Source organism: Streptomyces sp. JH14, from assembly GCF_029428675.1.
Classification (GTDB): Bacteria; Actinomycetota; Actinomycetes; order Streptomycetales; family Streptomycetaceae; genus Streptomyces.
The window spans coordinates 5,251,583-5,275,009 of the sequence record NZ_JAJNEL010000001.1; the positions used below are offsets into that span (position 1 = coordinate 5,251,583).

Consider the following 23,427-nt stretch of genomic DNA (forward strand, 5'->3'; position numbering starts at 1 on the left):
GTCGGAGGTGGATCCGGAGGACGGATCGGGGGATGCGGAGTTCGCTGAGGTCTCAGATGTCATCGTCGCAGCGCCGGTGGGGGGACGGGCGACGGCGCGGGTCGGGCGATCCCGCGGAGGGTGATCGCGAGCGAGGAGCGGGGTCCGAATCCTAGGGGCGCGGACACGTATCCGACCAGGGGATTCCCGCGGTGCGGGCGACTTCTGTCAGTGGTGTGGTGTGCAATGGATCGCGTGTCTGCGTTCGATGAACCCCTCAGGAAGCTGCTCGGCGGTGCCACCGCGAAGGTGATGGCCGAACATCTCGACCTGCACACGGTCGGTGATCTGCTGCACCACTACCCGCGGCGGTACGAGGAGCGCGGCCAGCTCACCGCGCTCGGCGACCTCCCGCTGGACGAGCACGTGACGGTCGTGGCGCAGGTCGCGGACGCCCGGATCATGGTGTTCAACAACGGCAGGGGCAAGCGCCTGGAGGTGACCCTCACCGACGGCAGCGGCCGGCTCCAGCTGGTCTTCTTCGGCCACGGGGTGCACAAGCCGCACAAGGAGCTGCTGCCCGGCCGCCGGGCGATGTTCGCGGGCAAGGTCTCCGTCTTCAACCGGAAGATGCAGCTCGCCCACCCCACCTACCAGCTGCTCGACGCCACGGACGCCGACGAGGCCACGGAGGCGGTGGACGCATTCGCCGGCCGGCTGCTGCCCATATACCCGGCCTGCAAGCAGCTCGACTCCTGGCGGATCGCCAAGGCCGTCGACACGGTGCTGCCCAGCGCCGGGGACGCCGTCGACCCGTTGCCGCCGTCGCTGCGCGAGGGGCGCGGTTTCACCTCGCTGCCCGAGGCACTCCTGAAGATCCACCGCCCGCAGACCAAGGCGGACATCGCCGACGCCAGGGACCGGCTGAAGTGGGACGAGGCGTTCGTCCTCCAAGTGGCGCTCGCCCGCCGCCGGTTCGCGGACACCCAGCTCCCGGCGGTGGCGCGGGTCCCCGCCCACGGAGGGCTGCTCGACGCGTTCGACGCCAAGCTGCCGTTCACCCTCACGGAGGGCCAGGAGAAGGTCTCCAAGGAGATCTTCGACGACCTGGCGACCGAGCACCCGATGCACCGGCTCCTGCAGGGCGAGGTCGGGTCCGGGAAGACGCTGGTCGCACTGCGCGCCATGCTCGCCGTCGTCGACGCGGGCGGACAGGCCGCGATGCTCGCCCCCACCGAGGTGCTCGCCCAGCAGCACCACCGGTCCATCACGGAAATGATGGGCGAGCTGGCCGAGGGAGGGATGCTGGGCGGTTCCGACCTCGGTACGAAGGTGGTGCTGCTCACCGGGTCGATGGGGACGGCGGCCCGCCGCCAGGCGCTGCTGGACCTGGTCACCGGCGAGGCGGGGATCGTGATCGGCACGCATGCGCTGATCGAGGACAAGGTGCAGTTCCACGACCTGGGGCTGGTCGTCGTGGACGAGCAGCACCGCTTCGGCGTGGAGCAGCGTGACGCCCTGCGTTCCAAGGGCAAGCAGCCGCCGCACCTGCTGGTCATGACCGCCACGCCCATTCCCCGGACGGTCGCCATGACCGTCTTCGGCGACCTGGAGACGTCCGTCCTGGACCAACTGCCGGCCGGCCGCTCGCCGATCGCCAGTCATGTCGTCCCCGCCAAGGACAAGCCGCACTTCCTGACCCGGGCCTGGGAGCGGGTCCGCGAGGAGGTGGAGAGCGGGCATCAGGCGTACGTCGTCTGTCCGCGGATCGGTGACGACGACGATGAGACCGAGAAGAAGAACAAGAAGAAGGCGGCCGAGGAGGACGGCGAGAAGCGTCCGCCGCTCGCGGTTGTGGAGATCGCCGATCAGCTCACGAAGGGCCCCCTCGCCGGCCTGCGCATCGCCGTGCTGCACGGCAGGATGAACCCCGACGACAAGGACGACGTGATGCGCCGCTTCGCCGCGGGCCAGGTCGACGTCCTCGTCGCGACGACCGTCATCGAGGTCGGGGTGAACGTCCCCAACGCCACCGCGATGGTGATCATGGACGCCGACCGGTTCGGTGTCTCCCAGCTGCACCAGTTGCGCGGCCGCGTCGGCCGTGGCTCCGCGGCAGGCCTCTGCCTGCTGGTCAGCGAGGCGCACGAGGCGAGCCCCGCCCGCGCCCGCCTCTCCGCCGTCGCCGCCACCCTCGACGGCTTCGAACTGTCCCGGATCGACCTGGAACAACGCCGCGAGGGCGACGTCCTCGGCCAGGCCCAGTCCGGTGTCCGCTCCTCCCTTCGGGTGCTCACCGTCATCGACGACGAGGAAGTCATCGCCGCGGCCCGCGAGGAGGCCGTCGCCGTCGTCACCGCCGATCCGGAACTGACGCACCTGCCGGAGCTGCGCACCGCCCTGGACGCCCTGCTCGACAAGGAGCGCGAGGAGTACCTCGACAAGGGCTGAGCGCCCGGGACGACATGCGCCGGGCACAGGGGAGGCATGCTCCGACGGCGGCCGGGTCGGGAGACGGCGGCCGCCGGGCACGGGGGAGACCCGCTGGCCGCCGGGGCCCCCGGGCCCGAACGGCTCCGACGCCATATCGTGGGACGCACGGCGCCCGCCCCGTCCGGCGGGCCACCCCCGACCCGAGGACCAGTCACCCATGACCCGCGTGATCGCCGGCTCGGCCGGCGGACGCCGCCTGGCCGTCCCGCCCGGCACCGGCACCCGCCCCACCTCCGACCGCGCACGCGAGGGCCTCTTCTCCACCTGGGAGGCGCTGCTCGGCACCCTGGAGGGCATCCGCATCGCGGATCTGTACGCGGGATCCGGCGCCGTCGGCCTCGAAGCGCTCTCCCGCGGCGCCGTCCACGCCCTGCTCGTCGAGGCGGACGCCCGGGCCGTCCGCACGGTCCGTGACAATGTCCGCACGCTCGGCCTTCCCGGCGCCGAAGTCCGGACCGGCAAAGCCGAACAGATCGTGACAGGACCGGCGCCCGCGGACCCGTACGACGTGGTCTTCCTGGACCCGCCGTACGTCGTCACCGACGGCGATCTTGGCGAGATACTGCTCACACTCCGCGCCCAGGGCTGGCTCACGGACGATGCCCTCGTCACCGTGGAGCGGAGCACCAGAGGCGGAGAATTCAACTGGCCCAAGGGATTCGAGCCATTGCGGGCCCGTCGCTACGGCGAGGGAACGCTTTGGTACGGTCGCGCCGCCTCTACGTGCGAAGACGCACGATGACCGCACCGGAGAGCGAGGGACTCAAGTTGCGCCGCGCCGTCTGTCCGGGGTCGTTCGACCCCATCACCAATGGCCACCTCGACATCATTGGCCGCGCCTCGAAGCTGTACGACGTCGTACATGTCGCGGTGATGATCAATCAGTCCAAGAAGGGCCTGTTCACGGTCGACGAGCGGATCGAGCTGATCCGCCAGGTCACCGCGGACTTCGGCAACGTCCAGGTCGAGTCCTTCCACGGCCTGCTCGTCGACTTCTGCAAGCAGCGCGACATCCCGGCCATCGTGAAGGGCCTGCGGGCCGTCAGCGACTTCGACTACGAGCTGCAGATGGCGCAGATGAACAACGGCCTCTCCGGCGTCGAAACGCTCTTCGTGCCGACCAACCCCACGTACAGCTTCCTGTCGTCCTCCCTGGTCAAGGAGGTCGCGACCTGGGGTGGCGACGTCTCCCACCTGCTGCCGCCGCTGGTCCACCGGGCCCTCGTGGACCGGCTCGCCCAGCAGTGAACCACTGACTGCCCGTCACCAGGTGTCGGACGGGCGCCGACTGGCCGTACAGTCGTTCTGTCCGTCTCCAATCAGCAGTAGAGAGTGGCGAGCACACGGTGGACGTGCAGAAGAAGCTCGACGAGATCGTCGAAGTGGTCGGGAACGCCCGCTCCATGCCCATGTCGGCGTCGTGCGTGGTCAACCGCGCCGAGCTGCTCGCGATGCTCGAAGAGGTGCGTGAGGCCCTCCCCGGTTCGCTCGCCCACGCCCAGGAGCTCCTCGGCGGCCGGGAGCAGCTGGTCGAGCAGGCCCGCCAGGAGGCCGAGCGGATCATCGAGACCGCCCACGCCCAGCGCGGCTCACTGATCTCGGACACCGAGATCGCCCGGCAGTCACAGTCCGAGGCCGACCGCATCCTGGACGAGGCGCGCCGGGAGGCCGACGAGGTCCGCGCCGAGGCCGACGAGTACGTCGACAGCAAGCTCGCCAACTTCGAGGTCGTCCTCACCAAGACCATCGGGTCCGTCGACCGGGGCCGCGAGAAGCTCCTCGGCCGCGGCCAGGCCTTCGACGAGCAGGGGTACGAGGACCCGGACTTCGCGGAGGCCCCCGAGCGCAGCACCGATCCGGCCACGCTGCAGCGCCGCGCGGACGAGTACGTCGACACCAAGCTCGGCGCCTTCGAGGCCGTGCTGGCCAAAACCCTGGAGGCGGTCGGCCGCGGCCGGCAGAAGCTGCACGGCCGGGTCGCCACCGACGAGCTCGGCGCGCACATGGCCGCCCAGGACGCCGCGGGCAGCCAGGGCCACACCAGCGACGAGGACCACTGGGCCGGTCTCGCCGAGCTCGCCACCCCCGAGCCGCAGCCGGTGCCCCAGCCGGTCCAGCCGCACTTCCCGGCGCAGGCCCAGCCGAGCTACGCAGAGACGTACGCGTACCAGGAACAGCCCCAGCAGGATATGTACGGCTACCAGCAGCAGCCCGACCCCTACGCGGCCTATCAGCAGCAGGGCTACGACCAGGGCCAGGTGCAGCAGCTGCAGGCGCAGGGGTACGACGGCTGGCAGCACCAGCCGCTCCCGGAGCAGCAGATGCACCAGCAGCAGGGGCTCCACCCGCAGGGCGAGAGCGACCTCGACGAGACCAGCCTGTTCGACACCAGCATGATCGACCTCGACCAGCTCCGCCGGTACGAGCAGGGTCGCTGACCGGTTGCGGTCGGTTCCGGCCGATTCGGGGCCGGAAGTCGGACCCGATTGGGAGCAGGCCTACGCGTCCAGTATCCTGGCTTTTCGGTCGCGCGTATGACTGCGATCCAGGCTGCCCGCTTCGACTCCGAACCGGTCGGCCCCTCCCCATGGTGCGCGATGCGCCATGCACACGATTTCGAAAGCAGGAAAAGCCCTGAACGGCCACCTCGACCACCGAAACCCTCTCGTGTTCGATACGCACGAGCTGGGTCGGCGTCCCGGTGCCCTCCTGCGGCTGACCCGCTCGGTGGACGCCCCCCAGGACCTCGGTATCGACGGGGTCATCGGTGTGCCGGAAGGCGCACCCGTGGAACTGGACCTCCGCCTCGAATCGGTCATGGAAGGGGTGCTTGTCACAGGCACCGCCCGTGCGTCGGCCGAAGGGGAGTGCGTAAGGTGTCTGGAGCCGCTGCGCCAAGAGGTTGCGGCGGATTTCCAGGAGATGTTCTCGTACCCTGACGCCGATGACCGGGGCCGCGCCAAAGCGGAACCGGCCGACGACGCCGAGGACGACGAGGACAGGCTCTTCATCGAGGACGGCCTGTTCGACCTCGAGCCAGTGCTGCGTGATGCGGTGGTGCTCGCACTGCCGATGCAGCCGGTGTGCCGGGAGACCTGCGCCGGTCTGTGTTCCGAATGCGGAATCAGGCTGGACGAGAATCCCGGTCACCACCACGATGCCGTCGACATTCGTTGGGCGGCATTGCAAGGACTCGCCGAGACCGTTTCGGACGGCGAGAAGGACAACATGGGCGGCGCCGAAGCGGGCGTCGACGAGAAGCAGGAGAAGTAGCCGTGGCTGTTCCGAAGCGGAAGATGTCGCGCAGCAACACGCGCCACCGCCGGTCGCAGTGGAAGGCTGCGGTCCCCACCCTGGTTTCGTGCGAGCGTTGCCAGGAGCCGAAGCTGCAGCACATCGCGTGCCCGAGCTGCGGCACGTACAACAAGCGCCAGGTCCTCGAGGTCTGAGCGGCTGGTGAGAGGCCCGATGTCTGAGTTGTCCCACGCCAAGAAGCAGGCAGACAACGTCAACACAGCCTCGTCCCACACGCTTCTGGAAGGGCGGCTCGGGTATCACCTCGAGTCCGCCCTTCTGGTGCGTGCGCTGACCCACCGTTCGTACGCATACGAGAACGGCGGTCTGCCCACCAACGAGCGGCTCGAATTCCTCGGGGATTCGGTGCTCGGCCTGGTGGTCACGGACACGCTGTACCGCACCCACCCCGACCTGCCCGAAGGCCAGCTGGCCAAGTTGCGGGCCGCGGTGGTCAACTCGCGTGCACTGGCGGAAGTGGGCCGCGGCCTCGAACTCGGCTCCTTCATCCGGCTCGGCCGGGGTGAAGAGGGCACGGGCGGCAGGGACAAGGCGTCCATCCTCGCCGACACCCTTGAAGCGGTGATCGGCGCGGTCTATCTCGACCAGGGCCTCAGCGCGGCCTCGGAGCTGGTCCACCGGCTCTTCGACCCGCTGATCGACAGGTCCTCCAACCTCGGCGCCGGCCTGGACTGGAAGACCAGCCTCCAGGAGCTCACCGCGAGCGAGAGCCTCGGAGTCCCCGAGTACCTCGTCACGGAGACCGGCCCGGACCACGAGAAGACCTTTACTGCTGCTGCTCGCGTCGGTGGTGTCTCGTACGGCACCGGCACCGGCCGTAGCAAGAAGGAAGCGGAGCAGCAGGCGGCCGAGTCCGCCTGGCGCGAGATCAGCGCCGCCGCGGAGGAACGGGAGGCTGCGGCCAAGGCCGCCGCCGAAGGAGGGGCCGCCGACACCCCTGCCGACTCGTCGCCCACCGACGTCGCTCCGGCCTGACACATCGACCCCTCGGTGCCCTTGCGCACCGGGGGGTCTGCCGTGTCCGGACGTCCGGCTGTCCGGGTTTCAAGGACAGGTACGTACCCTTGTTCCGAAGGATCTGAAGGAGCTGCACCGTGCCCGAGCTGCCCGAGGTCGAAGTCGTACGGCGCGGTCTCGACCGCTGGATCACCGGCCGCACGGTCGCCGGCGTCGAGGTCCTGCATCCGCGCGCGGTCCGCCGCCATCTCGCGGGTTCCACGGACTTCGCGGCCCGGCTCAACGGCAGCCGCCTCGGCAGGGCCATGCGTCGCGGCAAGTACCTCTGGGTGCCGCTGGACGAGGTGTCCTCCTCGCTCCTCGGCCACCTCGGCATGAGCGGCCAGCTGCTCGTACAGCCGCAGGACGCCCCCGACGAGAAGCACCTGCGGATACGGATCCGTTTCGACGACACGCTCGGCACCGAGCTGCGCTTCGTCGACCAGCGGACCTTCGGCGGGCTGTCGCTCCACGAGAACACCGCCGACGGGCTGCCCGACCCCATCGCGCACATCGCCCGCGACCCGCTGGACCCGGCGTTCGACGATGCCGCCTTCCACACCGCGCTGCGCCTGCGCCGGACGACGGTCAAGCGCGCCCTGCTCGACCAGTCGCTGATCAGCGGCGTCGGCAACATCTACGCGGACGAGGCACTCTGGCGCACGAAGCTGCACTACGACCGGCCCACCGCGACGCTGACCCGGCCCAAATCGGCCGAGCTGCTCGGACACGTCCGGGACGTGATGAACGCGGCGCTGGACCAGGGCGGCACCAGCTTCGACAGCCTCTACGTCAATGTCAACGGGGAGTCGGGCTACTTCGACCGGTCGCTCCACGCCTACGGGCGCGAGGGCGAGCCCTGCCACCGCTGCGGCACGCCGATGCGCCGCCGTCCGTGGATGAACCGTTCCAGTTACTTCTGCCCCCGCTGCCAGCGGCCGCCGCGCGTCACGGGCTGAGGGCTGTCCCGTCATCCCTGGCGGGCGCACGACGACAGCCGTGGTACCTCGCTGCGTTGTCGGAACGCCCGAATACGACCGGTATGAGGACCCTCCTCCGCCTTGCGACACCACATCCGACGCCGCGCGCTGATCCACCAGGGATGACGGGACAGCCCTCAGGGCCGCAGGCCCTGCCCCGGGCGGGCCTCGTCATAGCGGCTGCGGGCGTCCAGCACCTCGGGCATCCGGCCCTCGACCAGCTGGATCAGCCCGAGCAGCCGGCCGGCGACCTCGTGTCCCAGCGGGGTCAACGAATAGTCGACGCGTGGCGGGTTGGTGGGCTGCGCCTCCCGGTGGACGAGGCCGTCCCGCTCCAGCGCGTGAAGCGTCTGGGAGAGCATCTTCTCGCTCACCCCGTCGACCCTGCGGCGCAGTTCGTTGAAGCGGGCGCCGGACTCGTGGAGCGCGGTCAGCGTCAGGCTGCCCCAGCGTCCGGTGACATGTTCCAGCGTGCCGCGCGAGGGGCACTGCCGGGAGAACACGTCGAAGGGCAGGCTCTCGGCGCTCTCCCGCCGGGTGATCTCGTCCATACAACAAGCTTACGCATACACAGCGCTCACCTTCTGAGTGCGCTGTGCGGGCGTAGGCACTCACCCGGCCACGTGCCTGATGGCGATCGGCTCCCCGGAGGAGAAGCCTCGATGTCCGGTGCAGGGCTGTGGAGAACCGGTCGGGAAGATCCCCATGCGGATGCAGCCTGACCTGGCAGGACGCCGACCTGCGCATTCTCCCGTCAGGCACCTCGGTCATCCTTGACAAGGAACAGCGGCGGCCTGGCGGGGCCCGGCACACGGTGTACTACGCCTTGGATTACAGTCCCTGCTCATGACTCACATAGGCAGCATGCTCGATCTCGCCCTCCGGCGACGCGGCAGAGGTTTCCACCTCTACTACTTCGGCGGATCAGCTTGGGTTGTCGGGCTGCTGTGTCTCATCGTCGTTGTGGCACTCGCAACGTGGTGGCAGATCGCCAAGCAGCGTCAGAACCGGTGACCTGGCTGCGCTGAAACCACGAGGTCGGTGGAGCGGATTCGGGCGGGAGCTGCTTCGGGACCCGATGCCGTCGAGCGAGACCCGTACGCGGTCGGCCATAGACACAGTTTGGGCCGCCTCGGTTGCCGATAACGGCCCCGAGACGGCCCAAGAAAGCTGATAGGTCGCCGACCTGCGAAAATCTCAGAAGCCGAAGTCCTGCGTCCACCAGGGGCCGCCGGAGCCGAAGTGCACACCGACACCGAGCGTCTTGTAATCGCAGTTGAGAATGTTTGCGCGGTGGCCCGCGCTGTTCATCCAGGAGTCCATCACGGCCTGCGCGTCGGCCTGGCCGCGGGCGATGTTCTCGCCGCCGAGCCCCTGCACACCGGCCTTCGAGGCACGGTCCCAGGGGGTCCGGCCGTCCGGGTCGGTGTGGTCGAAGAAGCCGCGGGCCGCCATGTCGTCACTGAAGTTCTGGGCCAGTGAGGTGAGCGGGGCGCTGGCCGTCACCGGGCTGCAGCCGACCTTCGCGCGCTCCTGGTTGACCAGGGCGAGCACGGCCGCCTGGGCGGAGGTGGCCGCGGCCGTGGGAGTGGTGGCCGCGCGGGTCGGAGCGGCAGCAGACGTCGTCGGTGCCGCCGGGGCGCTGACCGACGCAGAGGCCGTCGGCGCGGCGCTGGTCTTGTCCGCCGCCGAGGGAGCGGCGGACCGCTCCGTCTTCTCCGCGGCGGTCTCCGCCTTCTTCGAAGGGGAGGCGGACGGCGTGGCCGAGGTGCTCGGCGAGGAGGACGCCTGGGCGCGGCCCGTACCGCGTGTGGCCGTGGCCGACGACATGCCGCGGTCGGCCGGAGAGGCCGTGGAACCGCCCTGTGTCAGCAGGTCCGGTGCTCCGTCGGCACGGACCCGGTCGGCGGTCGGACCGCCGCCGACCTGGTAGCCGGCACCGCCGGGCAGCAGTCCGGAGCTCATGGCCACGGCGCCGACGGCCAGTGCCGCGGAGGCGCCGATCAGCCCCGTACGTACGGGAAGGCCGGACCGCTTCTTGCGGCGTGCCCCGCGGCGCCGGCCCGCGGCCCTGTGCCCGCCCGTGGCCGGATCTGCTTCGGGACCTGCGGCGGAACGTCGATGGCGGCCCATCTGCTGCCCCTTCTGGCTATCTGGACGTCGTGTCGGCGTCGCGGTGCCTCATCCGATCGGGTGAAGCTATTGCGACCGGACTGTACGGCATGGCCTATGGGAGTGAAGTGCTCCATGAGCAATTGGCCGGTTAGCGTTCAGCCATGAACGAAGATGTGCGACTCACCGCTTGGGTACGCGGCCGAGTACAGCAAGTAGGGTTCCGCTGGTTCACCAGGGCAAACGCTTTGGAGATCGGTGGCCTCACCGGATTCGCCCTCAATCTCGACGACGGCCGAGTGCAGGTGGTCGCCGAAGGGCGACGTGAGAATTGCCACCGTCTGCTGGAGTGGCTGCACTCCGACGACACACCCGGGCGCGTTGACGGAGTCACTGAGATCTGGGACACCCCGCGCGGTGGTTACGAGGGATTTGCGATCCGCTGATCCTGATCCGAATGTGAGCCGAATTCGAGGTCGTGTTCGGACGGTGTTCGAGGGGTGTCGTGGGGTGACAGTGCGGGCCGCTCATCTGCGTACACATGAAATGACCTGCGGAAGAACAGCATGGTTGCCAAGATTCGGCCGGCGTGCCAGGCTGCGGCAGTAAGGATGATCTCCACGCCCCTCAGGGCCCCGCAGAAGAGCCGCGCCGCATGATCGTCAAGCCGCGCGCCCCCGGGACGCCCGCCTGTACGGGGTGTGATCGTGTTGACCGTCAAAGTTTTTGGTGAGACGCTGAAATCCCCGCGCACCTTAGCTGTTTGGCAGAGCTGGTTGGCAGCAGAACCGCAGTGATGACAGAGCGCTGCCGAGCACCGCGGGTGCGATTCCCTCACGACCCACACCGCATCGGTCGGTCACTCAGTGTGGAGGACCATCCATCATGGCAAAGGCGCTTCTCGGTTACGTCGGCGGTTCCGACCCGCGACTCCTCGCCGAGATGCGACGGCTCCAGCAACGCGTCCAGGATCTTGAGTCCGAGCTCGTACGGATTCAGGACGAGAACGACGCGCTCAACGCCGCCGCCCAGCACCAAGAGTCGCTGCTCGACAGCATCGACATCGACGTACCCCAGGCGGAGCCGGCGCTGACCTGACCGATGGCCCACAGGGGCCGGTCGGGCTGCTCACGTCAGCCGTCTGAGTTCATCACCGGATCGCCACCGGATCACTGAAGATCGTCGCTCTGATCTGTCGCGCTATTGATCCGCCGCGTTCTTGATCCGGCACGCAGTACCGCAGCAAGATTTGCAAGGGGCGCCTCGGCGTCCCTTCTTTCTTTTTCTCCTGGACCTGCGCCGGACCCGCCCCCGGACGTACACCCCTTCCCTTACCGTCTGATGTGCCCTGCACCTTCATCAGCGAAACCGAGAGCGAAAGGTAGAGTCCGGCGGCGTGCATCTCAAGGCCCTGACCCTGCGTGGTTTCAAATCGTTCGCCTCCGCCACGACCCTGCGGTTCGAACCGGGGATCACCTGCGTCGTCGGTCCCAACGGTTCCGGCAAGTCCAATGTGGTGGATGCGCTCTCCTGGGTCATGGGTGAGCAGGGAGCCAAATCCCTGCGGGGCGGCAAGATGGAAGACGTGATCTTCGCCGGCACCACCGGGCGGCCGCCGCTCGGACGCGCCGAGGTGTCACTGACCATCGACAACGCGGATGGCGCGCTGCCCATCGAGTACGCCGAAGTGACGATCACCCGCATCATGTTCCGCAACGGCGGAAGCGAGTACCAGATCAATGGCGACACCTGCCGGCTCCTCGACATCCAGGAGCTGCTCTCGGACTCCGGTATCGGCCGGGAGATGCACGTCATCGTCGGCCAGGGCCAGCTGGACTCCGTACTCCATGCCGATCCGATGGGGCGCCGTGCCTTCATCGAGGAAGCCGCAGGCGTGCTCAAGCACCGCAAGCGGAAGGAGAAGGCGCTCCGGAAGCTGGACGCGATGGGAGCCAATCTGGCCCGTGTCCAGGACCTGACGGACGAACTGCGACGGCAGCTGAAACCGCTGGGCCGGCAGGCGGCGGTCGCCCGGCGCGCCGCCGTGATCCAGGCCGATCTGCGCGATGCCCGCCTGCGGCTGCTCGCCGACGACCTGGTGCGGTTGCACGACGCACTGCGCAGCGAGATCGCCGACGAAGCGGCGCTGAAGCAGCGCCGGGAAGCGGCGGAGGCCGAGCTGAAGGCCGCTCTGGCGCGCGAGGCGGATCTGGAGGACGAGGTACGGCGGCTGGCGCCGCGGCTGCAGCGGGCCCAGCAGACCTGGTACGAGCTGTCGCAGCTGGCCGAACGGGTGCGCGGCACGATCTCGCTCGCCGATGCCCGGGTGAAGAGCGCCACCGCCGCGCCCGATGACGAGCGGCGCGGCCGCGACCCGGAGGACATGGAGCGCGAGGCGGCCCGCATCCGCGAGCAGGAGGCGGAGCTGGAGGCCGCGCTGGAGGCGGCGGAACACGCGCTGGAGGACACCGCCGCGCACCGGACCGAGCTGGAAAGGGAACTGGCGGCGGAGGAGCGGCGGCTCAAGGATGCGGCCCGGGCCATCGCGGACCGGCGCGAGGGGCTGGCACGGCTGACCGGGCAGGTCAACGCGGCCCGCAGCCGGGCCGGTTCGGCGCAGGCGGAGATCGACCGGCTCGCTGCCTCGCGCGACGAGGCGCAGGAGCGGGCGATCGCCGCCCAGGAGGAGTACGAGCAGCTCAAGGCCGAGGTGGAGGGCCTGGACGCGGGCGACGCGGAGCTCGGGGAGCGCCACGACGAGGCCAAGCGGGAGCTGGCGGAGGCGGAGGCCGCCCTGTCGGCCGCCCGGGAGGCCGCCACCGGTGCGGAACGCAAGCGGGCGGCCGTCGCGGCCCGCCATGACGCGTTGGCGATGGGCCTGCGCCGCAAGGACGGCACAGGGATGCTGCTCGCCGAGCAGGACAGCCTGGCGGGCCTGCTCGGACCGGCTGCGGAACTCCTGACGGTGGCCCCGGGCCACGAGGTGGCGGTGGCAGCGGCGCTGGGTGCGGCGGCGGACGCGGTGGCAGTGACGGACCCGGCCACGGCAGCACACGCGATCCGCCTGCTGCGCAAGCAGGACGGCGGGCGGGCGGCGCTGCTGCTGGGGGGCGCGGGGCATGCGGGTGCGGTCGACGTGGGGGGCGTTCCGGGGCAGGGGGCCGGGCCGGGTGCGGCGACGGACGCGGACGCGGGTGTACACCGCCTGCCCGGACAGGCGGCCGGGCCCGGAGCCGGGCAGGACACGGAGACGGATGCCGGGTTCGTACCCGGGCCGGGCGGCGAGCAGGGAGCGGTCCCGGCCGACGCCGCCCGGCTGCCCGGGCAGGGCGTCGGTCACGCCCCCGTGGCGGACACCCCAGCAGACCGGATCGCCGGGCACCCGGAGGTGTCCGGTCCGCTGCTCCGTGCGGTGGCCCGGACCGCCCGGACCGCTGTCGCCGATCTCGTCCAGGGGCCGGCCGAGCTGATGGGCGCGGTGCGCCGGCTGGTGCGGGACATGGTGGTCGTCCCCACTCTGGAGGACGCCGAAGATCTCGTTGCCGCGCATCCCCGGCTGACCGCCGTGACCGCCGAAGGAGACGTCCTCGGGACCCACTTCGCGCACGGAGGCTCCGCCGGGGCGCCCAGCCTTCTCGAAGTGCAGGCTTCCGTCGACGAGGCCGCTGCCGAGCTGGCGGAACTGGCCGTCCGGTGCACCGAATTGGCCGAGGCCCAGCGGCTCGCGGGGGAGCGGCGCAGCGCCTGTGCCGCACTTGTCGAGGAACTGGCGGAGCGGCGCAGGGCCGCCGAGCGGGAGAAGTCCGGGGTGGCCCAGCAGCTCGGGCGGCTCGCCGGTCAGGCGCGCGGCGCGGCCGGTGAGGCCGAGCGGTCGGCCGCCTCCGCCGCCCGCGCCCAGGAAGCCCTGGAGCGGGCGACCGAGGAGGCCGAGGAGCTGGCCGAGCGGCTGCTCGTGGCCGAGGAGATGCCGGTCGAGGAGGAGCCCGACACCTCCGTGCGCGACCGGCTCGCCGCCGACGGCGCCAACGCCCGTCAGACCGAGATGGAGGCCCGCCTCCAGGTCCGTACCCACGAGGAGCGCGTGAAGGGACTCGCCGGACGCGCGGACTCCCTCGACCGAGGCGCCCGCGCCGAACGCGAGGCCCGTGCCCGAGCCGAGCAGCGCCGCGCCCGGCTGCGCCACGAGGCCGCGGTCGCCTCCGCCGTGGCGTCCGGCGCCCGTCAGCTCCTCGCCCACGTCGAGGTGTCGGTCGTACGCGCCGAGCAGGAGCGGGCCGCGGCCGAGGCGGCGAAGGCGGAGCGGGAGCGGGAGCTGACCGCCGAGCGCGGCCACGGCCGCGAGCTGAAGGGCGAACTGGACAAGCTGACCGACTCCGTCCACCGTGGCGAGGTGCTGGGCGCCGAGAAACGGCTGCGGATAGAGCAGCTGGAGGCCAAGGCACTCGAGGAACTGGGCGTGGAACCGGCCGGACTGGCCGCCGAGTACGGCCCCGACCAGCTGGTGCCGCCGTCACCGGCCGCGGAGGGCGAGGAACTGCCGGAGGACCCGGAGCACCCGCGCAACCAGCCGAAGCCGTTCGTCCGGGCCGAGCAGGAGAAGCGGCTGAAGTCCGCCGAACGGGCGTACCAGCAACTCGGGAAGGTGAATCCGCTCGCCCTGGAGGAGTTCTCGGCTCTGGAGGAGCGGCACAAGTTCCTCGCCGAGCAGCTCGAGGACCTGAAGAAGACCCGGGCCGATCTGCTGCAGGTGATCAAGGAGGTCGACGAGCGGGTCGAGCAGGTGTTCACGGAGGCGTACCGGGACACGGCCCGCGAGTTCGAGGGCGTCTTCTCGCGGCTCTTCCCCGGTGGCGAGGGCCGGCTCGTCCTGACCGATCCGGACAACATGCTGGCGACCGGTGTCGATGTCGAGGCCCGCCCCCCGGGCAAGAAGGTGAAGCGGCTCTCGCTGCTCTCGGGCGGCGAGCGGTCGCTGACGGCCGTGGCGTTGCTGGTCTCGATCTTCAAGGCCCGGCCGAGTCCGTTCTATGTGATGGACGAGGTCGAGGCCGCGCTCGACGACACCAATCTGCAGCGGCTGATCCGGATCATGGAGGAGCTCCAGGAGAGCTCGCAGCTCATCGTGATCACGCATCAGAAGCGGACGATGGAAGTCGCCGACGCGCTGTACGGCGTCTCGATGCAGGGGGACGGAGTCTCCAAGGTCATCAGCCAGCGGCTGCGCTGAAGCTTTACTTGTTCTTCAAGTCTTCAACACACCTTTTGGGCGGTATTGCGCAGAAGTCTGCCCAAAGCGCGATTCGCGACTTCGGAACTTGAACGCATACCCTCTGGAGCGTCGTTTTCAACTTCAAGTGGTGGCGGCTGAAGAGTTGTGCGCCACTTGGAGGAGTTCGCCCCCCCACGCCTGACGACTCGCCCCACGCCTGACGACGCGGCCAGGCACCAGGAGTTCATGTGACCAGCACATCGCAGACACCGGGATCCGGAGCCCGAGCGGCCCATCCGGAACACCTCGGCCATGTCATCTTCATCACGGCGGCCGCTGCGATGGGCGGCTTCCTCTTCGGCTACGACAGCGCCGTGATCAACGGAGCCGTCGAGGCGATCCGTCACCGTTACGACATCGGCTCTGCAACGCTGGCCGAGGTCATCGCCATCGCCCTGATCGGCTGCGCCATCGGCGCCGCCACGGCGGGCCGTATCGCCGACCGGATCGGCCGCATCGCATGCATGCGGATCGCCTCGGTGCTGTTCACCTTCAGCGCCATCGGCTCCGCGCTCCCGTTCGCCCTCTGGGACCTGGCCTTCTGGCGGATCATCGGCGGCTTCGCCATCGGCATGGCCTCGGTGATCGGACCGGCCTACATCGCCGAGGTCTCACCGGCCGCCTACCGTGGCAGGCTCGGCTCGTTCCAGCAGGCTGCGATCGTCGTCGGTATCGCCATCTCGCAGCTGGTGAACTTCGGCATCCTGCAGATGGCCGACGGCGACCAGCGCGGCACGATCGGCGGCCTGGAAGCCTGGCAGTGGATGCTCGGTGTGATGGTCGTTCCCGCGCTCCTGTACGGGCTGCTGTCGTTCGCGATCCCCGAGTCGCCGCGGTTCCTGATCTCGGTCGGCAAGAAGGAGCGGGCCCGGGAGATTCTCCGCGAGGTCGAGGGAGGGGCCGTCGACCTCGACGCCCGCGTCCTGGAGATCGAGGCCGCCATGCACCGCGAGCACAAGTCCACCTTCAAGGACCTGCTCGGCAGCCGCTTCGGCTTCCTGCCGATCGTCTGGGTCGGTATCGGCCTCTCGGTCTTCCAGCAGCTCGTCGGCATCAACGTGGCGTTCTACTACTCGTCGACGCTGTGGCAGTCCGTCGGCGTCGACCCGACCGACTCGTTCTTCTGGTCGTTCACGACGTCGATCGTCAACATCATCGGTACGGTGATCGCGATGGTCCTGGTCGACCGGATCGGCCGCAAGCCGCTCGCGCTGGCCGGCTCCGCCGGTATGGCGATCGCACTGGCCTTCGAGGCCTGGGCCTTCTCCGCCGATCTGGTCAACGGCAAACTCCCGACCGCCCAGGGCGTCGTCGCCCTCGTCGCGGCCCATGTCTTCGTGCTCTTCTTCGCGCTGTCCTGGGGTGTCGTGGTCTGGGTCTTCCTCGGCGAGATGTTCCCGAACAGGATCCGCGCCGCCGCACTCGGCGTCGCCGCCTCCGCGCAGTGGATCGCCAACTGGGCGATCACCGCGAGCTTCCCGAGCCTGGCCGACTGGAACCTGTCGGGCACCTACATCATCTACACATGCTTCGCCGTGCTCTCGATCCCCTTCGTGCTCAAGTTCGTGAAGGAGACCAAGGGCAAGGCGTTGGAGGAGATGGGCTGATCCCCGCTGCCCCGCTCCTCGACCACGCGTCCCCGGCCCGCGCCCGCGAGCCGGGGACGCGCGCATGTCCGTACGTCACCGCGGCGTGAACGCGTCATGCCGCTGCGGTGAGGGCACGTCACTTCGCGAGCGCTTCGCAGAACAGCCGCAGGCTGCGCCACCCCTCCTCGACCGGCATCCCGCCGCACAGCGGATGCAGCACCAGACTGTCGGCGTCCAGCGCGGCCAGCTGCTGCGGGGTGACGATCCGGTAGACCCCCTCGTCCCGCAGCGCGGCCACCGTGGTGGCCGCCGAGCGAACGGCCGACCGGATGTCCTTCGACTGCCAGGAGGAGTACGTCCGCGCCTCGTGAAGGAAATACGCGCCGTACCGTTCCCACGTCCGGTCCGGATCCTCCGACACATGGAGCAGCGGCGTCTCGGCCGCCGGCATCATGCAGAACCCCTCCGTGCCGTGGACCGCGCGCTGCTCGTGGTAGTACGCCTCCAGCTCGGGCAGATGCGCGCTCGGGAAGAACGGCAGTCCCAGCCGGGCCGCCCGCCGCGCCGCGGCCCGCGAGCTGCCGCCCACCAGCAGCAGTGGATGCGGCTGGGTGTACGGGCGCGGAGTGACCCGGACCGTACGGCCCCGGTACGGGAAAGGCTCGCCGGTCCACGCCTGCAGCACGGTCTCCAGCAGCTCGTCCTGGAACCGGCCGCGCCTGCCCCACTCGACGCCCGCCCGTTCGTATTCCTCGGGCCGGTATCCGATGCCCGCGACCGTCACCAGCCGCCCCCCGCTCAGCAGGTCGAGGACCGCGATGTCCTCCGCGAGCCGCAGCGGGTCGTGCAGCGGGCCGATGATCGCCGAGACCGTGACCGCGATCCGGCTCGTGGCGCCGAAGACCGATCCGGCGAAGACGAAGGGAGAGGGCAGCCAGGAGTTGGCGGCGCCGTGGTGCTCCTCGGTCTGCACGGTGTCGACGCCGTGTGCGTCGGCGTACGCGGCCATCTCCAGCGCCGTGCGGTAGCGGGCCGAGAGGGACTCGGGTGTGGCATCGGGATCGACGAGATTGAACCGGACCACTGTGAAGGCCATGACGGGCGTCCCCTTCGCCGGGCGGGCAGGGCGAGCCGGACAGTAACTGACGTAGCGTCAGAAGTGTAGAGGTGTGCCGGTGCGTACCGCCGGGCGCGGCAGCAGGGCGTACAGCGTCCCGGAGACGGCGATGGTGACCGCCCAGCCCAGGCCGTGGCGCCCGATCCAGGTGGTGGCGAGCGGCCCGGTGAACCATTCCACGCCGCTCAGCAGCAGCCCCACCGTGAGCCCCGCGGTCCACGCGGCCACGGCGGGCACCGAGTAGCCGCCGGTGTACCAGTAGGCACCGGTCGGGGTGGTGTCCAGCAGCGCCGCGGCGTCGTACGTACGTCCCCGCAGCAGATCGGCGCCGAAGACGCCGATCCATGCCGAGAACGTCACCGCGAGCAGCGTCAGAAAGGAGATGAACGCATCGATGAAACCGCTCGCCGTCATCATCAGCATTCCGCCCAGCAACAGGCTGATCGCGGCATTCACCCCCACCGCCCAGGCGCGCGGGATCGTGAATCCCAGCGTCTGCGCGGTGAATCCGGCCGAATACATCGACATCGCATTGATCAGCACCATTCCGACCACGGCGATCAGCAGATACGGCACCGAGATCCAGTCCGGCAGCAGCGTGCCGATGAAGGAGACCGGATCGCTGCTGGTGGCCAGGTCCGGAGTGGCGACCGCCATCACCGCGCCCATCAGGACCAGCGGCAGCGAGACGAGCACCGCGCCGCCCACGGTCGCCCCGACCACCGCCCGGCCGGAGGCGGTGCGCGGCAGATAGCGGGTGAAGTCCGGACCGGACGGCGCCCAGCTGATCCCACCGGCGGCCAGCGTGCCGGCGCCGGCGACCATCAGCGCCGTCGGCCCGGCCGGCCGGTCGAGGACGGCCCGCCAGTCGGTGCCCGCCCACAGATGGATCAGTACGAGGACGCTGAAGCCGCCGAAGAGGTACGCCGACCAGGTGCAGCACGTCCGCAGGGCGCCCATGCCGAGCCCGGACACCAGATAGCTGCCCGCCACGAAGGCCAGCAGCACCGCCATGATCAGTGTGGTGGTGCTCCGGACGGAGAACAGCAGACGGAGCACGGCCAGCAGGGCGTAGGCGCCGGTGACCGCGTTCACCGTCTCCCAGCCCCAGCGGGCGATCCAGATCAGCGCTCCGGGCAGCAGGTTGCCGCGCTGCCCGAAGACGGCCCGGGAGAGCGCCATGCCGGGCGCGCCGCCGTGCTGTCCCGCCACCGAGATCAGGCCGACCAGTCCGTAGCTGACGACGGGCGCCGTGGCCGCCACGGCCAGCACCTGCCAGAAATTGAGCCGGCTGAGGACGACGAGCCCCGCGCCCACGGTGAGCAGCAGCACCGTCATGTTGGCGGCGGCCCAGGTGGGGAAGAGGGTGCGGACCCGGCCGGTGCGCTCGCTGTCGGGGACGGGTTCCAGGCCGCGGGTCTCCACGAGCGGGATCGTACCTTCACTTCGCACAATTACCGCCAAAAGGGCCATTACGCCCTACTCGATCTCCGGCAGCTCCTCCGGCACCGCTCCCCGGGCGCGGCCGTGACCGATACTGGGTGCGTTATGGAATTCGTCATCCTTGCTGTAGTCATCGCCGCCCTGGTCGTGGCCGGTCTGGTCAGCGGGCTCGTGGTCAGCGGCCGCAAGAAGAAGCAGCTGCCCCCGGCACCGCCGAGCACGCCGACCCTCACTCCTCCCGCCGAGCCCCATGTCGGCGAGGAGGCCGAGACACCGCGCGAGGAACCGCGCCGCACCATCGAGGAGGCCGGTCCCCCCGAGGCCGAGGCTCCCGTCGCGGAAGTCCCGGCAGTCGCCGAGCCGGAGGCGCCCGCCGCCCCTGCGCTCGAGATCCCCGAGCCCACCGCGGGCCGTCTCGTACGGCTGCGGGCCCGGCTCGCCCGCTCGCAGAGCACTCTCGGCAAGGGGCTCCTGACGCTCCTGTCCCGGGACAACCTCGACGAGGACACCTGGGAGGAGATCGAGGACACCCTCCTGACCGCCGATGTCGGCGTCGCGCCCACCCAGGAGCTGGTGGAGCGGCTGCGCGAGCGGGTCCGCGTCCTCGGCACCCGCACTCCCGAGGGGCTGCGCGGCCTGCTGCGCGAGGAGCTCCTCGCCCTGCTCGGCACCGACTTCGACCGCGCGGTCAAGACGGAGAGCGGTGTCGACACCCCCGGTGTCGTGATGGTCGTCGGCGTGAACGGCACCGGCAAGACCACCACCACGGGCAAGCTGGCCCGGGTCCTCGTCGCCGACGGCCGCAGCGTCGTGCTCGGCGCGGCCGACACCTTCCGTGCCGCTGCCGCCGACCAGCTCCAGACCTGGGGTGAGCGCGTCGGCGCCCGTACCGTCCGCGGGCCCGAGGGCGGCGACCCGGCCTCGATCGCGTTCGACGCGGTGAAGGAAGGCATCGCCGAGGGCGCCGACGTCGTCCTGATCGACACCGCGGGCCGGCTGCACACCAAGACCGGGCTCATGGACGAGCTCGGCAAGGTCAAGCGCGTCGTCGAGAAGCACGGCCCGCTCGACGAGATCCTGCTCGTCCTCGATGCCACGACCGGGCAGAACGGTCTGGTGCAGGCCCGGGTCTTCGCCGAGGTCGTCGACATCACCGGCATCGTTCTCACCAAGCTGGACGGCACCGCCAAGGGCGGCATCGTCATCGCGGTCCAGCGCGAACTGGGCGTACCGGTGAAGCTGGTGGGTCTGGGCGAGGGGCCGGACGATCTGGCTCCGTTCGAGCCGGAGGCGTTCGTCGACGCACTGATCGGCGACTGACGCGCATCGGCTCGGGCCGACAGCCGTTTCGAACGCGATCGCCGGGTGGGCTCGGATTCCGAGCCCACCCGGCGATCGCGTTCACACCCTCTGGAGACACCGTTCCTGGGCGCCCGCCCTTACGAGCGGTGGCAGATGTACGCCAGCGTGCCCAGCAGCAGCCGCGCCTGCGGCGGCGCGGCCGCCGTGTCCAGCGCCGGCGGCCGCAGCCAGCGCACCGGGCCGAGACCGCCCTCGTCGGACGGGGGTGCGGTGATGTGGCAGCCGGGACCCATCGCCCGCAGATCCAGACCCGCGTCGTCCCAGCCCAGCCGGTACAGCAGCTGCGGAAGTCCGGCGGCGGCGCCCGGCGCGACGAAGAACTGCGCCCGCCCGGACGGCGTCACGGCCACCGGGCCCAGCGGCAGCCCCATCCGCTCCAGCCGCACCAGCGCCCGGCGTCCCGCCTGTTCGGCGACGTCGAGAACGTCGAACGTGCGCCCCACCGGCAGCAGCATCGAGGCGCCCGGCACCCGGGCCCAGGCGCGCGCCGCGGCGTCCAGCGTGGCGCCCGCCGGCACCTCGTCGGCGAAGTCCAGCGGATGGGCGCCGGGAGAGGCGCACGCGGTGTCGCCGCACGAGCAGTTGCCGGCCGCGGCCCGCGCTCCCGGTGCGACGGCCCAGCCCCACAGTCCTGTGTACTCGGCCACCGCGGTGCACTCGGCCGTACGGCCCCGTCGCCGTGAGCCGGTTCGCATCTCGCGGATGCCGCCGATCGTGAAGCCCATGCCCCCTCCAACGGGTCCGGCTCGCCGATGGTTACGACGTGGAGCCCAGTCGTTACACTCCGTCGCCCGCCGATCCGGCAGCGCACGGGTGAACCCCAGGTGGTGCGGCACGGTCCGCGCGCCCCTGGGCGCATCACTGATTCTGCTGCCGATCGCCGTCTGTCAAGTGAATCGCGCTACGTGGCGGACGGGTTCATTCGAAGGGGTGGCGAATGGTGGCGTTTCTGCAATCTCCCTCGCCGAGGGGGTGATCGTAGGATTACCGTCGGTACACGAACCATGGAAGTATGTGCGCCTGCGGGTATGCCGGAGGCAAGTCGATTTCCTGTTCGAAGGTGCGCAACCGCCGTACGGACGGCTTCGGCCCACGGCAATCTGATAGTGGTTCGCGCGACACGTATGCAGCGGGATGGGGGCGTTCCAGTGAGTGGCAGCGGCGCAGGCGATACGAATGCCGGCAAGCGCCCCAACGGGCAATTGGGATCATGGTTCGTGCGCAGCGGCTGGTCGAAGGGCGAGCTGGCACGGCAGGTGAACCGCAGGGCACGCCAGATGGGCGCCCACCACATCAGCACGGACACCTCGCGGGTCCGGCGCTGGCTCGACGGCGAGCAGCCGCGCGAGCCGATTCCGCGCATCCTCTCCGAGCTCTTCTCCGAGCGCTTCGGCACCGTCGTCGCCGTCGAGGACCTCGGGCTGCGCACCGCCCATCAGTCGCCGTCGGTGGCCGGCGTCGACCTGCCCTGGGCGGGCCCCCAGACCGTCGCGCTGCTCAGCGAATTCTCCCGCAGCGACCTGATGCTCGCCCGTCGCGGCTTCCTCGGCACCTCACTCGCCCTCGCCGCGGGCCCGGCCCTCATCGAGCCCATGCAGCGCTGGCTGGTGCCGGTCGCCGCCACGGCACCGGCCGATCCGGCGCCGTCCATGACGGACCGCCGCCCGTCCCGGCTCTCCGGCCCCGAGCTCGACCTGCTGGAGTCCACCACGGTGATGTTCCGCCAGTGGGACGCCCAGTGCGGCGGTGGCCTGCGTCGCAAGGCCGTCGTGGGTCAGCTCCACGAGGTCACCGACCTGCTGCAGGAACCGCAGCCCGCCGCCACTGCCACCCGGCTCTTCCGGTGTGCGGCCGAACTTGCCGAGCTGGCGGGCTGGATGAGTTACGACGTCGGCCTCCAGCCCACCGCCCAGAAGTACTTCGTCCTCGCGCTGCACGCCGCCAAGGAGGCCGGCGACAAACCGCTCGGCAGCTATGTCCTGTCCAGCATGAGTCGCCAGATGATCCACCTCGGACGGCCCGACGACGCCCTCGAACTGATCCATCTCGCCCAGTACGGCAGCCGGGACTGCGCCACCCCGCGCACCCAGGCGATGCTGTATGCGATGGAGGCCCGTGCCTACGCCAACATGGGCCAGCCCAGCAAGTGCAAGCGAGCCGTCCGGATGGCCGAGGACACCTTCCTCGACGCCGGGATCGACGGCGAGCCCGAGCCCGACTGGATCCGCTTCTTCTCCGAGGCCGAGCTCAATGGCGAGAACTCCCACTCGTACCGCGACCTCGCCTATGTCGCCGGCCGCAGCCCCACGTACGCCTCGCTCGCCGAGCCTCTCATGGAGAAGGCCGTCGAACTGTTCGGCGAGGACGACGAGCACCAGCGGTCGTACGCACTGAACCTGATCGGCCTCGCCACCGTGCATCTCCTCCAGCGCGAACCCGAGCAGTCCACGCGGCTGGCCGAAAGGGCGCTGAAGGTCGCCAAGAAGGTCCGCTCCGAGCGCGTCAACACCCGGCTCCGCAAGACCGTCGACACCGCTGCCAGGGACTTCGGCGACATCCCCGAGGTCGCCAGTCTCACCGATCTGCTCACCGAGCAGCTGCCGGAGACCGCCGAGGCGGTCTGACCGGGCACCCGCACACTCCGGCCACGCCGGCCACCCCGCACAGACCGACTTCGGCTCCCCCTTGCCAGGTCAGCGGGTGACCGGCGTGGCCGGTTCGCGTTCCCGTTCCCGTACTCCACAGTCGTAACCGCACCGTATGCGGCCCCGG

General features: G+C 70.2%; 20 protein-coding genes. 15 read left to right on the plus strand and 5 right to left on the minus strand.

Features of this window, described 5'->3' with window-relative positions:
• Nucleotides 1-225: 225 nt before the first annotated feature.
• The 8 genes from recG (at nucleotide 226) to mutM (ending at nucleotide 7,742) form a co-directional block, all read left to right on the plus strand.
• Entirely contained in the window at nucleotides 226-2,430 is a 2,205-nt protein-coding gene (gene recG / locus LRD69_RS23815; RefSeq protein ID WP_277328572.1) for an ATP-dependent DNA helicase RecG, read from the plus strand.
• A 199-nt stretch (nucleotides 2,431-2,629) separates the two neighbouring features.
• Complete coding sequence (gene rsmD, locus LRD69_RS23820) at nucleotides 2,630-3,214, plus strand: 16S rRNA (guanine(966)-N(2))-methyltransferase RsmD (protein ID WP_277328573.1); 585 nt, start codon at nucleotides 2,630-2,632, stop codon at nucleotides 3,212-3,214.
• 26 nt (nucleotides 3,215-3,240) lie between these two features.
• Nucleotides 3,241-3,720, plus strand: coding sequence for a pantetheine-phosphate adenylyltransferase (gene coaD, locus LRD69_RS23825; RefSeq protein ID WP_277329857.1), 480 nt, complete (start codon nucleotides 3,241-3,243; stop codon nucleotides 3,718-3,720).
• Nucleotides 3,721-3,818: 98 nt separating this feature from the next.
• Nucleotides 3,819-4,910 carry an ATP synthase F0 subunit B gene (locus LRD69_RS23830; protein WP_277328574.1) on the plus strand — a complete coding sequence of 364 codons (1,092 nt, stop codon included), beginning with the start codon at nucleotides 3,819-3,821 and terminating at the stop codon, nucleotides 4,908-4,910.
• 166 nt (nucleotides 4,911-5,076) lie between these two features.
• The gene (locus LRD69_RS23835) at nucleotides 5,077-5,745 is read left to right on the plus strand and encodes a DUF177 domain-containing protein (RefSeq protein ID WP_277328575.1); all 669 of its coding nucleotides are present in this window, start codon (nucleotides 5,077-5,079) and stop codon (nucleotides 5,743-5,745) included.
• 2 nt (nucleotides 5,746-5,747) lie between these two features.
• Nucleotides 5,748-5,921: a 50S ribosomal protein L32 gene (rpmF, locus tag LRD69_RS23840; protein ID WP_003965982.1), complete on the plus strand. Its 174-nt coding sequence runs from the start codon at nucleotides 5,748-5,750 to the stop codon at nucleotides 5,919-5,921.
• Between the two features lie 19 nt (nucleotides 5,922-5,940).
• Nucleotides 5,941-6,762 carry a ribonuclease III gene (rnc, locus tag LRD69_RS23845; RefSeq protein WP_277328576.1) on the plus strand — a complete coding sequence of 274 codons (822 nt, stop codon included), beginning with the start codon at nucleotides 5,941-5,943 and terminating at the stop codon, nucleotides 6,760-6,762.
• Between the two features lie 119 nt (nucleotides 6,763-6,881).
• Complete coding sequence (gene mutM / locus LRD69_RS23850; RefSeq protein WP_277328577.1) at nucleotides 6,882-7,742, plus strand: bifunctional DNA-formamidopyrimidine glycosylase/DNA-(apurinic or apyrimidinic site) lyase; 861 nt, start codon at nucleotides 6,882-6,884, stop codon at nucleotides 7,740-7,742.
• A gap of 158 nt (nucleotides 7,743-7,900) precedes the next feature.
• Here mutM and LRD69_RS23855 read toward each other — a convergent pair whose 3' ends face one another.
• On the minus strand, nucleotides 7,901-8,314 hold the full coding sequence (locus LRD69_RS23855; protein ID WP_277328578.1) for a helix-turn-helix domain-containing protein: 414 nt from the start codon (nucleotides 8,312-8,314) through the stop codon (nucleotides 7,901-7,903).
• Nucleotides 8,315-8,609: 295 nt separating this feature from the next.
• On the opposite strand from LRD69_RS23855, the gene LRD69_RS23860 reads away from it, so the two are divergent.
• Nucleotides 8,610-8,777 (plus strand): hypothetical protein, encoded by a 168-nt coding sequence (locus tag LRD69_RS23860; protein WP_277328579.1) that lies wholly within the window; start codon nucleotides 8,610-8,612, stop codon nucleotides 8,775-8,777.
• Nucleotides 8,778-8,960: 183 nt separating this feature from the next.
• Here LRD69_RS23860 and LRD69_RS23865 read toward each other — a convergent pair whose 3' ends face one another.
• A complete protein-coding gene (locus tag LRD69_RS23865; protein ID WP_277328580.1) occupies nucleotides 8,961-9,896 on the minus strand; it encodes a CAP domain-containing protein in 936 nt (311 codons plus the stop codon).
• A gap of 143 nt (nucleotides 9,897-10,039) precedes the next feature.
• Here LRD69_RS23865 and LRD69_RS23870 point away from each other — a divergent pair, with 143 nt between their 5' ends.
• From LRD69_RS23870 to LRD69_RS23885, 4 genes are all read left to right on the plus strand, one after another.
• A complete protein-coding gene (locus LRD69_RS23870; protein ID WP_277328581.1) occupies nucleotides 10,040-10,321 on the plus strand; it encodes an acylphosphatase in 282 nt (93 codons plus the stop codon).
• Between the two features lie 439 nt (nucleotides 10,322-10,760).
• Nucleotides 10,761-10,973, plus strand: a complete 213-nt coding sequence (locus LRD69_RS23875; protein WP_018551753.1) for a hypothetical protein — start codon at nucleotides 10,761-10,763, stop codon at nucleotides 10,971-10,973.
• 298 nt (nucleotides 10,974-11,271) lie between these two features.
• Nucleotides 11,272-15,102 carry an AAA family ATPase gene (locus LRD69_RS23880; protein WP_277328582.1) on the plus strand — a complete coding sequence of 1,277 codons (3,831 nt, stop codon included), beginning with the start codon at nucleotides 11,272-11,274 and terminating at the stop codon, nucleotides 15,100-15,102.
• A 230-nt stretch (nucleotides 15,103-15,332) separates the two neighbouring features.
• The gene (locus LRD69_RS23885; protein WP_277328583.1) at nucleotides 15,333-16,751 is read left to right on the plus strand and encodes a sugar porter family MFS transporter; all 1,419 of its coding nucleotides are present in this window, start codon (nucleotides 15,333-15,335) and stop codon (nucleotides 16,749-16,751) included.
• A 118-nt stretch (nucleotides 16,752-16,869) separates the two neighbouring features.
• On the opposite strand, the gene LRD69_RS23890 is transcribed toward LRD69_RS23885, so the two are convergent.
• Nucleotides 16,870-17,829, minus strand: coding sequence for an LLM class flavin-dependent oxidoreductase (locus LRD69_RS23890; protein WP_277328584.1), 960 nt, complete (start codon nucleotides 17,827-17,829; stop codon nucleotides 16,870-16,872).
• A gap of 57 nt (nucleotides 17,830-17,886) precedes the next feature.
• A complete protein-coding gene (locus LRD69_RS23895) occupies nucleotides 17,887-19,275 on the minus strand; it encodes a cytosine permease (RefSeq protein WP_277328585.1) in 1,389 nt (462 codons plus the stop codon).
• Nucleotides 19,276-19,398: 123 nt separating this feature from the next.
• Here LRD69_RS23895 and ftsY point away from each other — a divergent pair, with 123 nt between their 5' ends.
• Nucleotides 19,399-20,613 (plus strand): signal recognition particle-docking protein FtsY, encoded by a 1,215-nt coding sequence (ftsY, locus tag LRD69_RS23900; RefSeq protein WP_277328586.1) that lies wholly within the window; start codon nucleotides 19,399-19,401, stop codon nucleotides 20,611-20,613.
• 119 nt (nucleotides 20,614-20,732) lie between these two features.
• Here ftsY and LRD69_RS23905 read toward each other — a convergent pair whose 3' ends face one another.
• Nucleotides 20,733-21,380 (minus strand): bifunctional DNA primase/polymerase, encoded by a 648-nt coding sequence (locus LRD69_RS23905; RefSeq protein ID WP_277328587.1) that lies wholly within the window; start codon nucleotides 21,378-21,380, stop codon nucleotides 20,733-20,735.
• Nucleotides 21,381-21,803: 423 nt separating this feature from the next.
• On the opposite strand from LRD69_RS23905, the gene LRD69_RS23910 reads away from it, so the two are divergent.
• Nucleotides 21,804-23,279 (plus strand): hypothetical protein, encoded by a 1,476-nt coding sequence (locus LRD69_RS23910; protein ID WP_277328588.1) that lies wholly within the window; start codon nucleotides 21,804-21,806, stop codon nucleotides 23,277-23,279.
• Nucleotides 23,280-23,427: the final 148 nt, after the last annotated feature.

Bases quoted from the DNA above. Each gene is read 5' to 3' on its own strand.
- LRD69_RS23875 (WP_018551753.1), top strand. From the start codon at position 10,761: ATGGCAAAGGCGCTTCTCGGTTACGTCGGCGGTTCCGACCCGCGACTC.
- LRD69_RS23865 (WP_277328580.1), bottom strand. From the start codon at position 9,896: ATGGGCCGCCATCGACGTTCCGCCGCAGGTCCCGAAGCAGATCCGGCC.
- LRD69_RS23855 (WP_277328578.1), bottom strand. From the start codon at position 8,314: ATGGACGAGATCACCCGGCGGGAGAGCGCCGAGAGCCTGCCCTTCGAC.
- LRD69_RS23860 (WP_277328579.1), top strand. From the start codon at position 8,610: ATGACTCACATAGGCAGCATGCTCGATCTCGCCCTCCGGCGACGCGGC.
- LRD69_RS23905 (WP_277328587.1), bottom strand. From the start codon at position 21,380: ATGGGCTTCACGATCGGCGGCATCCGCGAGATGCGAACCGGCTCACGG.
- LRD69_RS23890 (WP_277328584.1), bottom strand. From the start codon at position 17,829: ATGGCCTTCACAGTGGTCCGGTTCAATCTCGTCGATCCCGATGCCACA.
- ftsY (WP_277328586.1), top strand. From the start codon at position 19,399: ATGGAATTCGTCATCCTTGCTGTAGTCATCGCCGCCCTGGTCGTGGCC.
- LRD69_RS23835 (WP_277328575.1), top strand. From the start codon at position 5,077: ATGCACACGATTTCGAAAGCAGGAAAAGCCCTGAACGGCCACCTCGAC.
- rsmD (WP_277328573.1), top strand. From the start codon at position 2,630: ATGACCCGCGTGATCGCCGGCTCGGCCGGCGGACGCCGCCTGGCCGTC.
- LRD69_RS23870 (WP_277328581.1), top strand. From the start codon at position 10,040: ATGAACGAAGATGTGCGACTCACCGCTTGGGTACGCGGCCGAGTACAG.
- rnc (WP_277328576.1), top strand. From the start codon at position 5,941: ATGTCTGAGTTGTCCCACGCCAAGAAGCAGGCAGACAACGTCAACACA.
- recG (WP_277328572.1), top strand. From the start codon at position 226: ATGGATCGCGTGTCTGCGTTCGATGAACCCCTCAGGAAGCTGCTCGGC.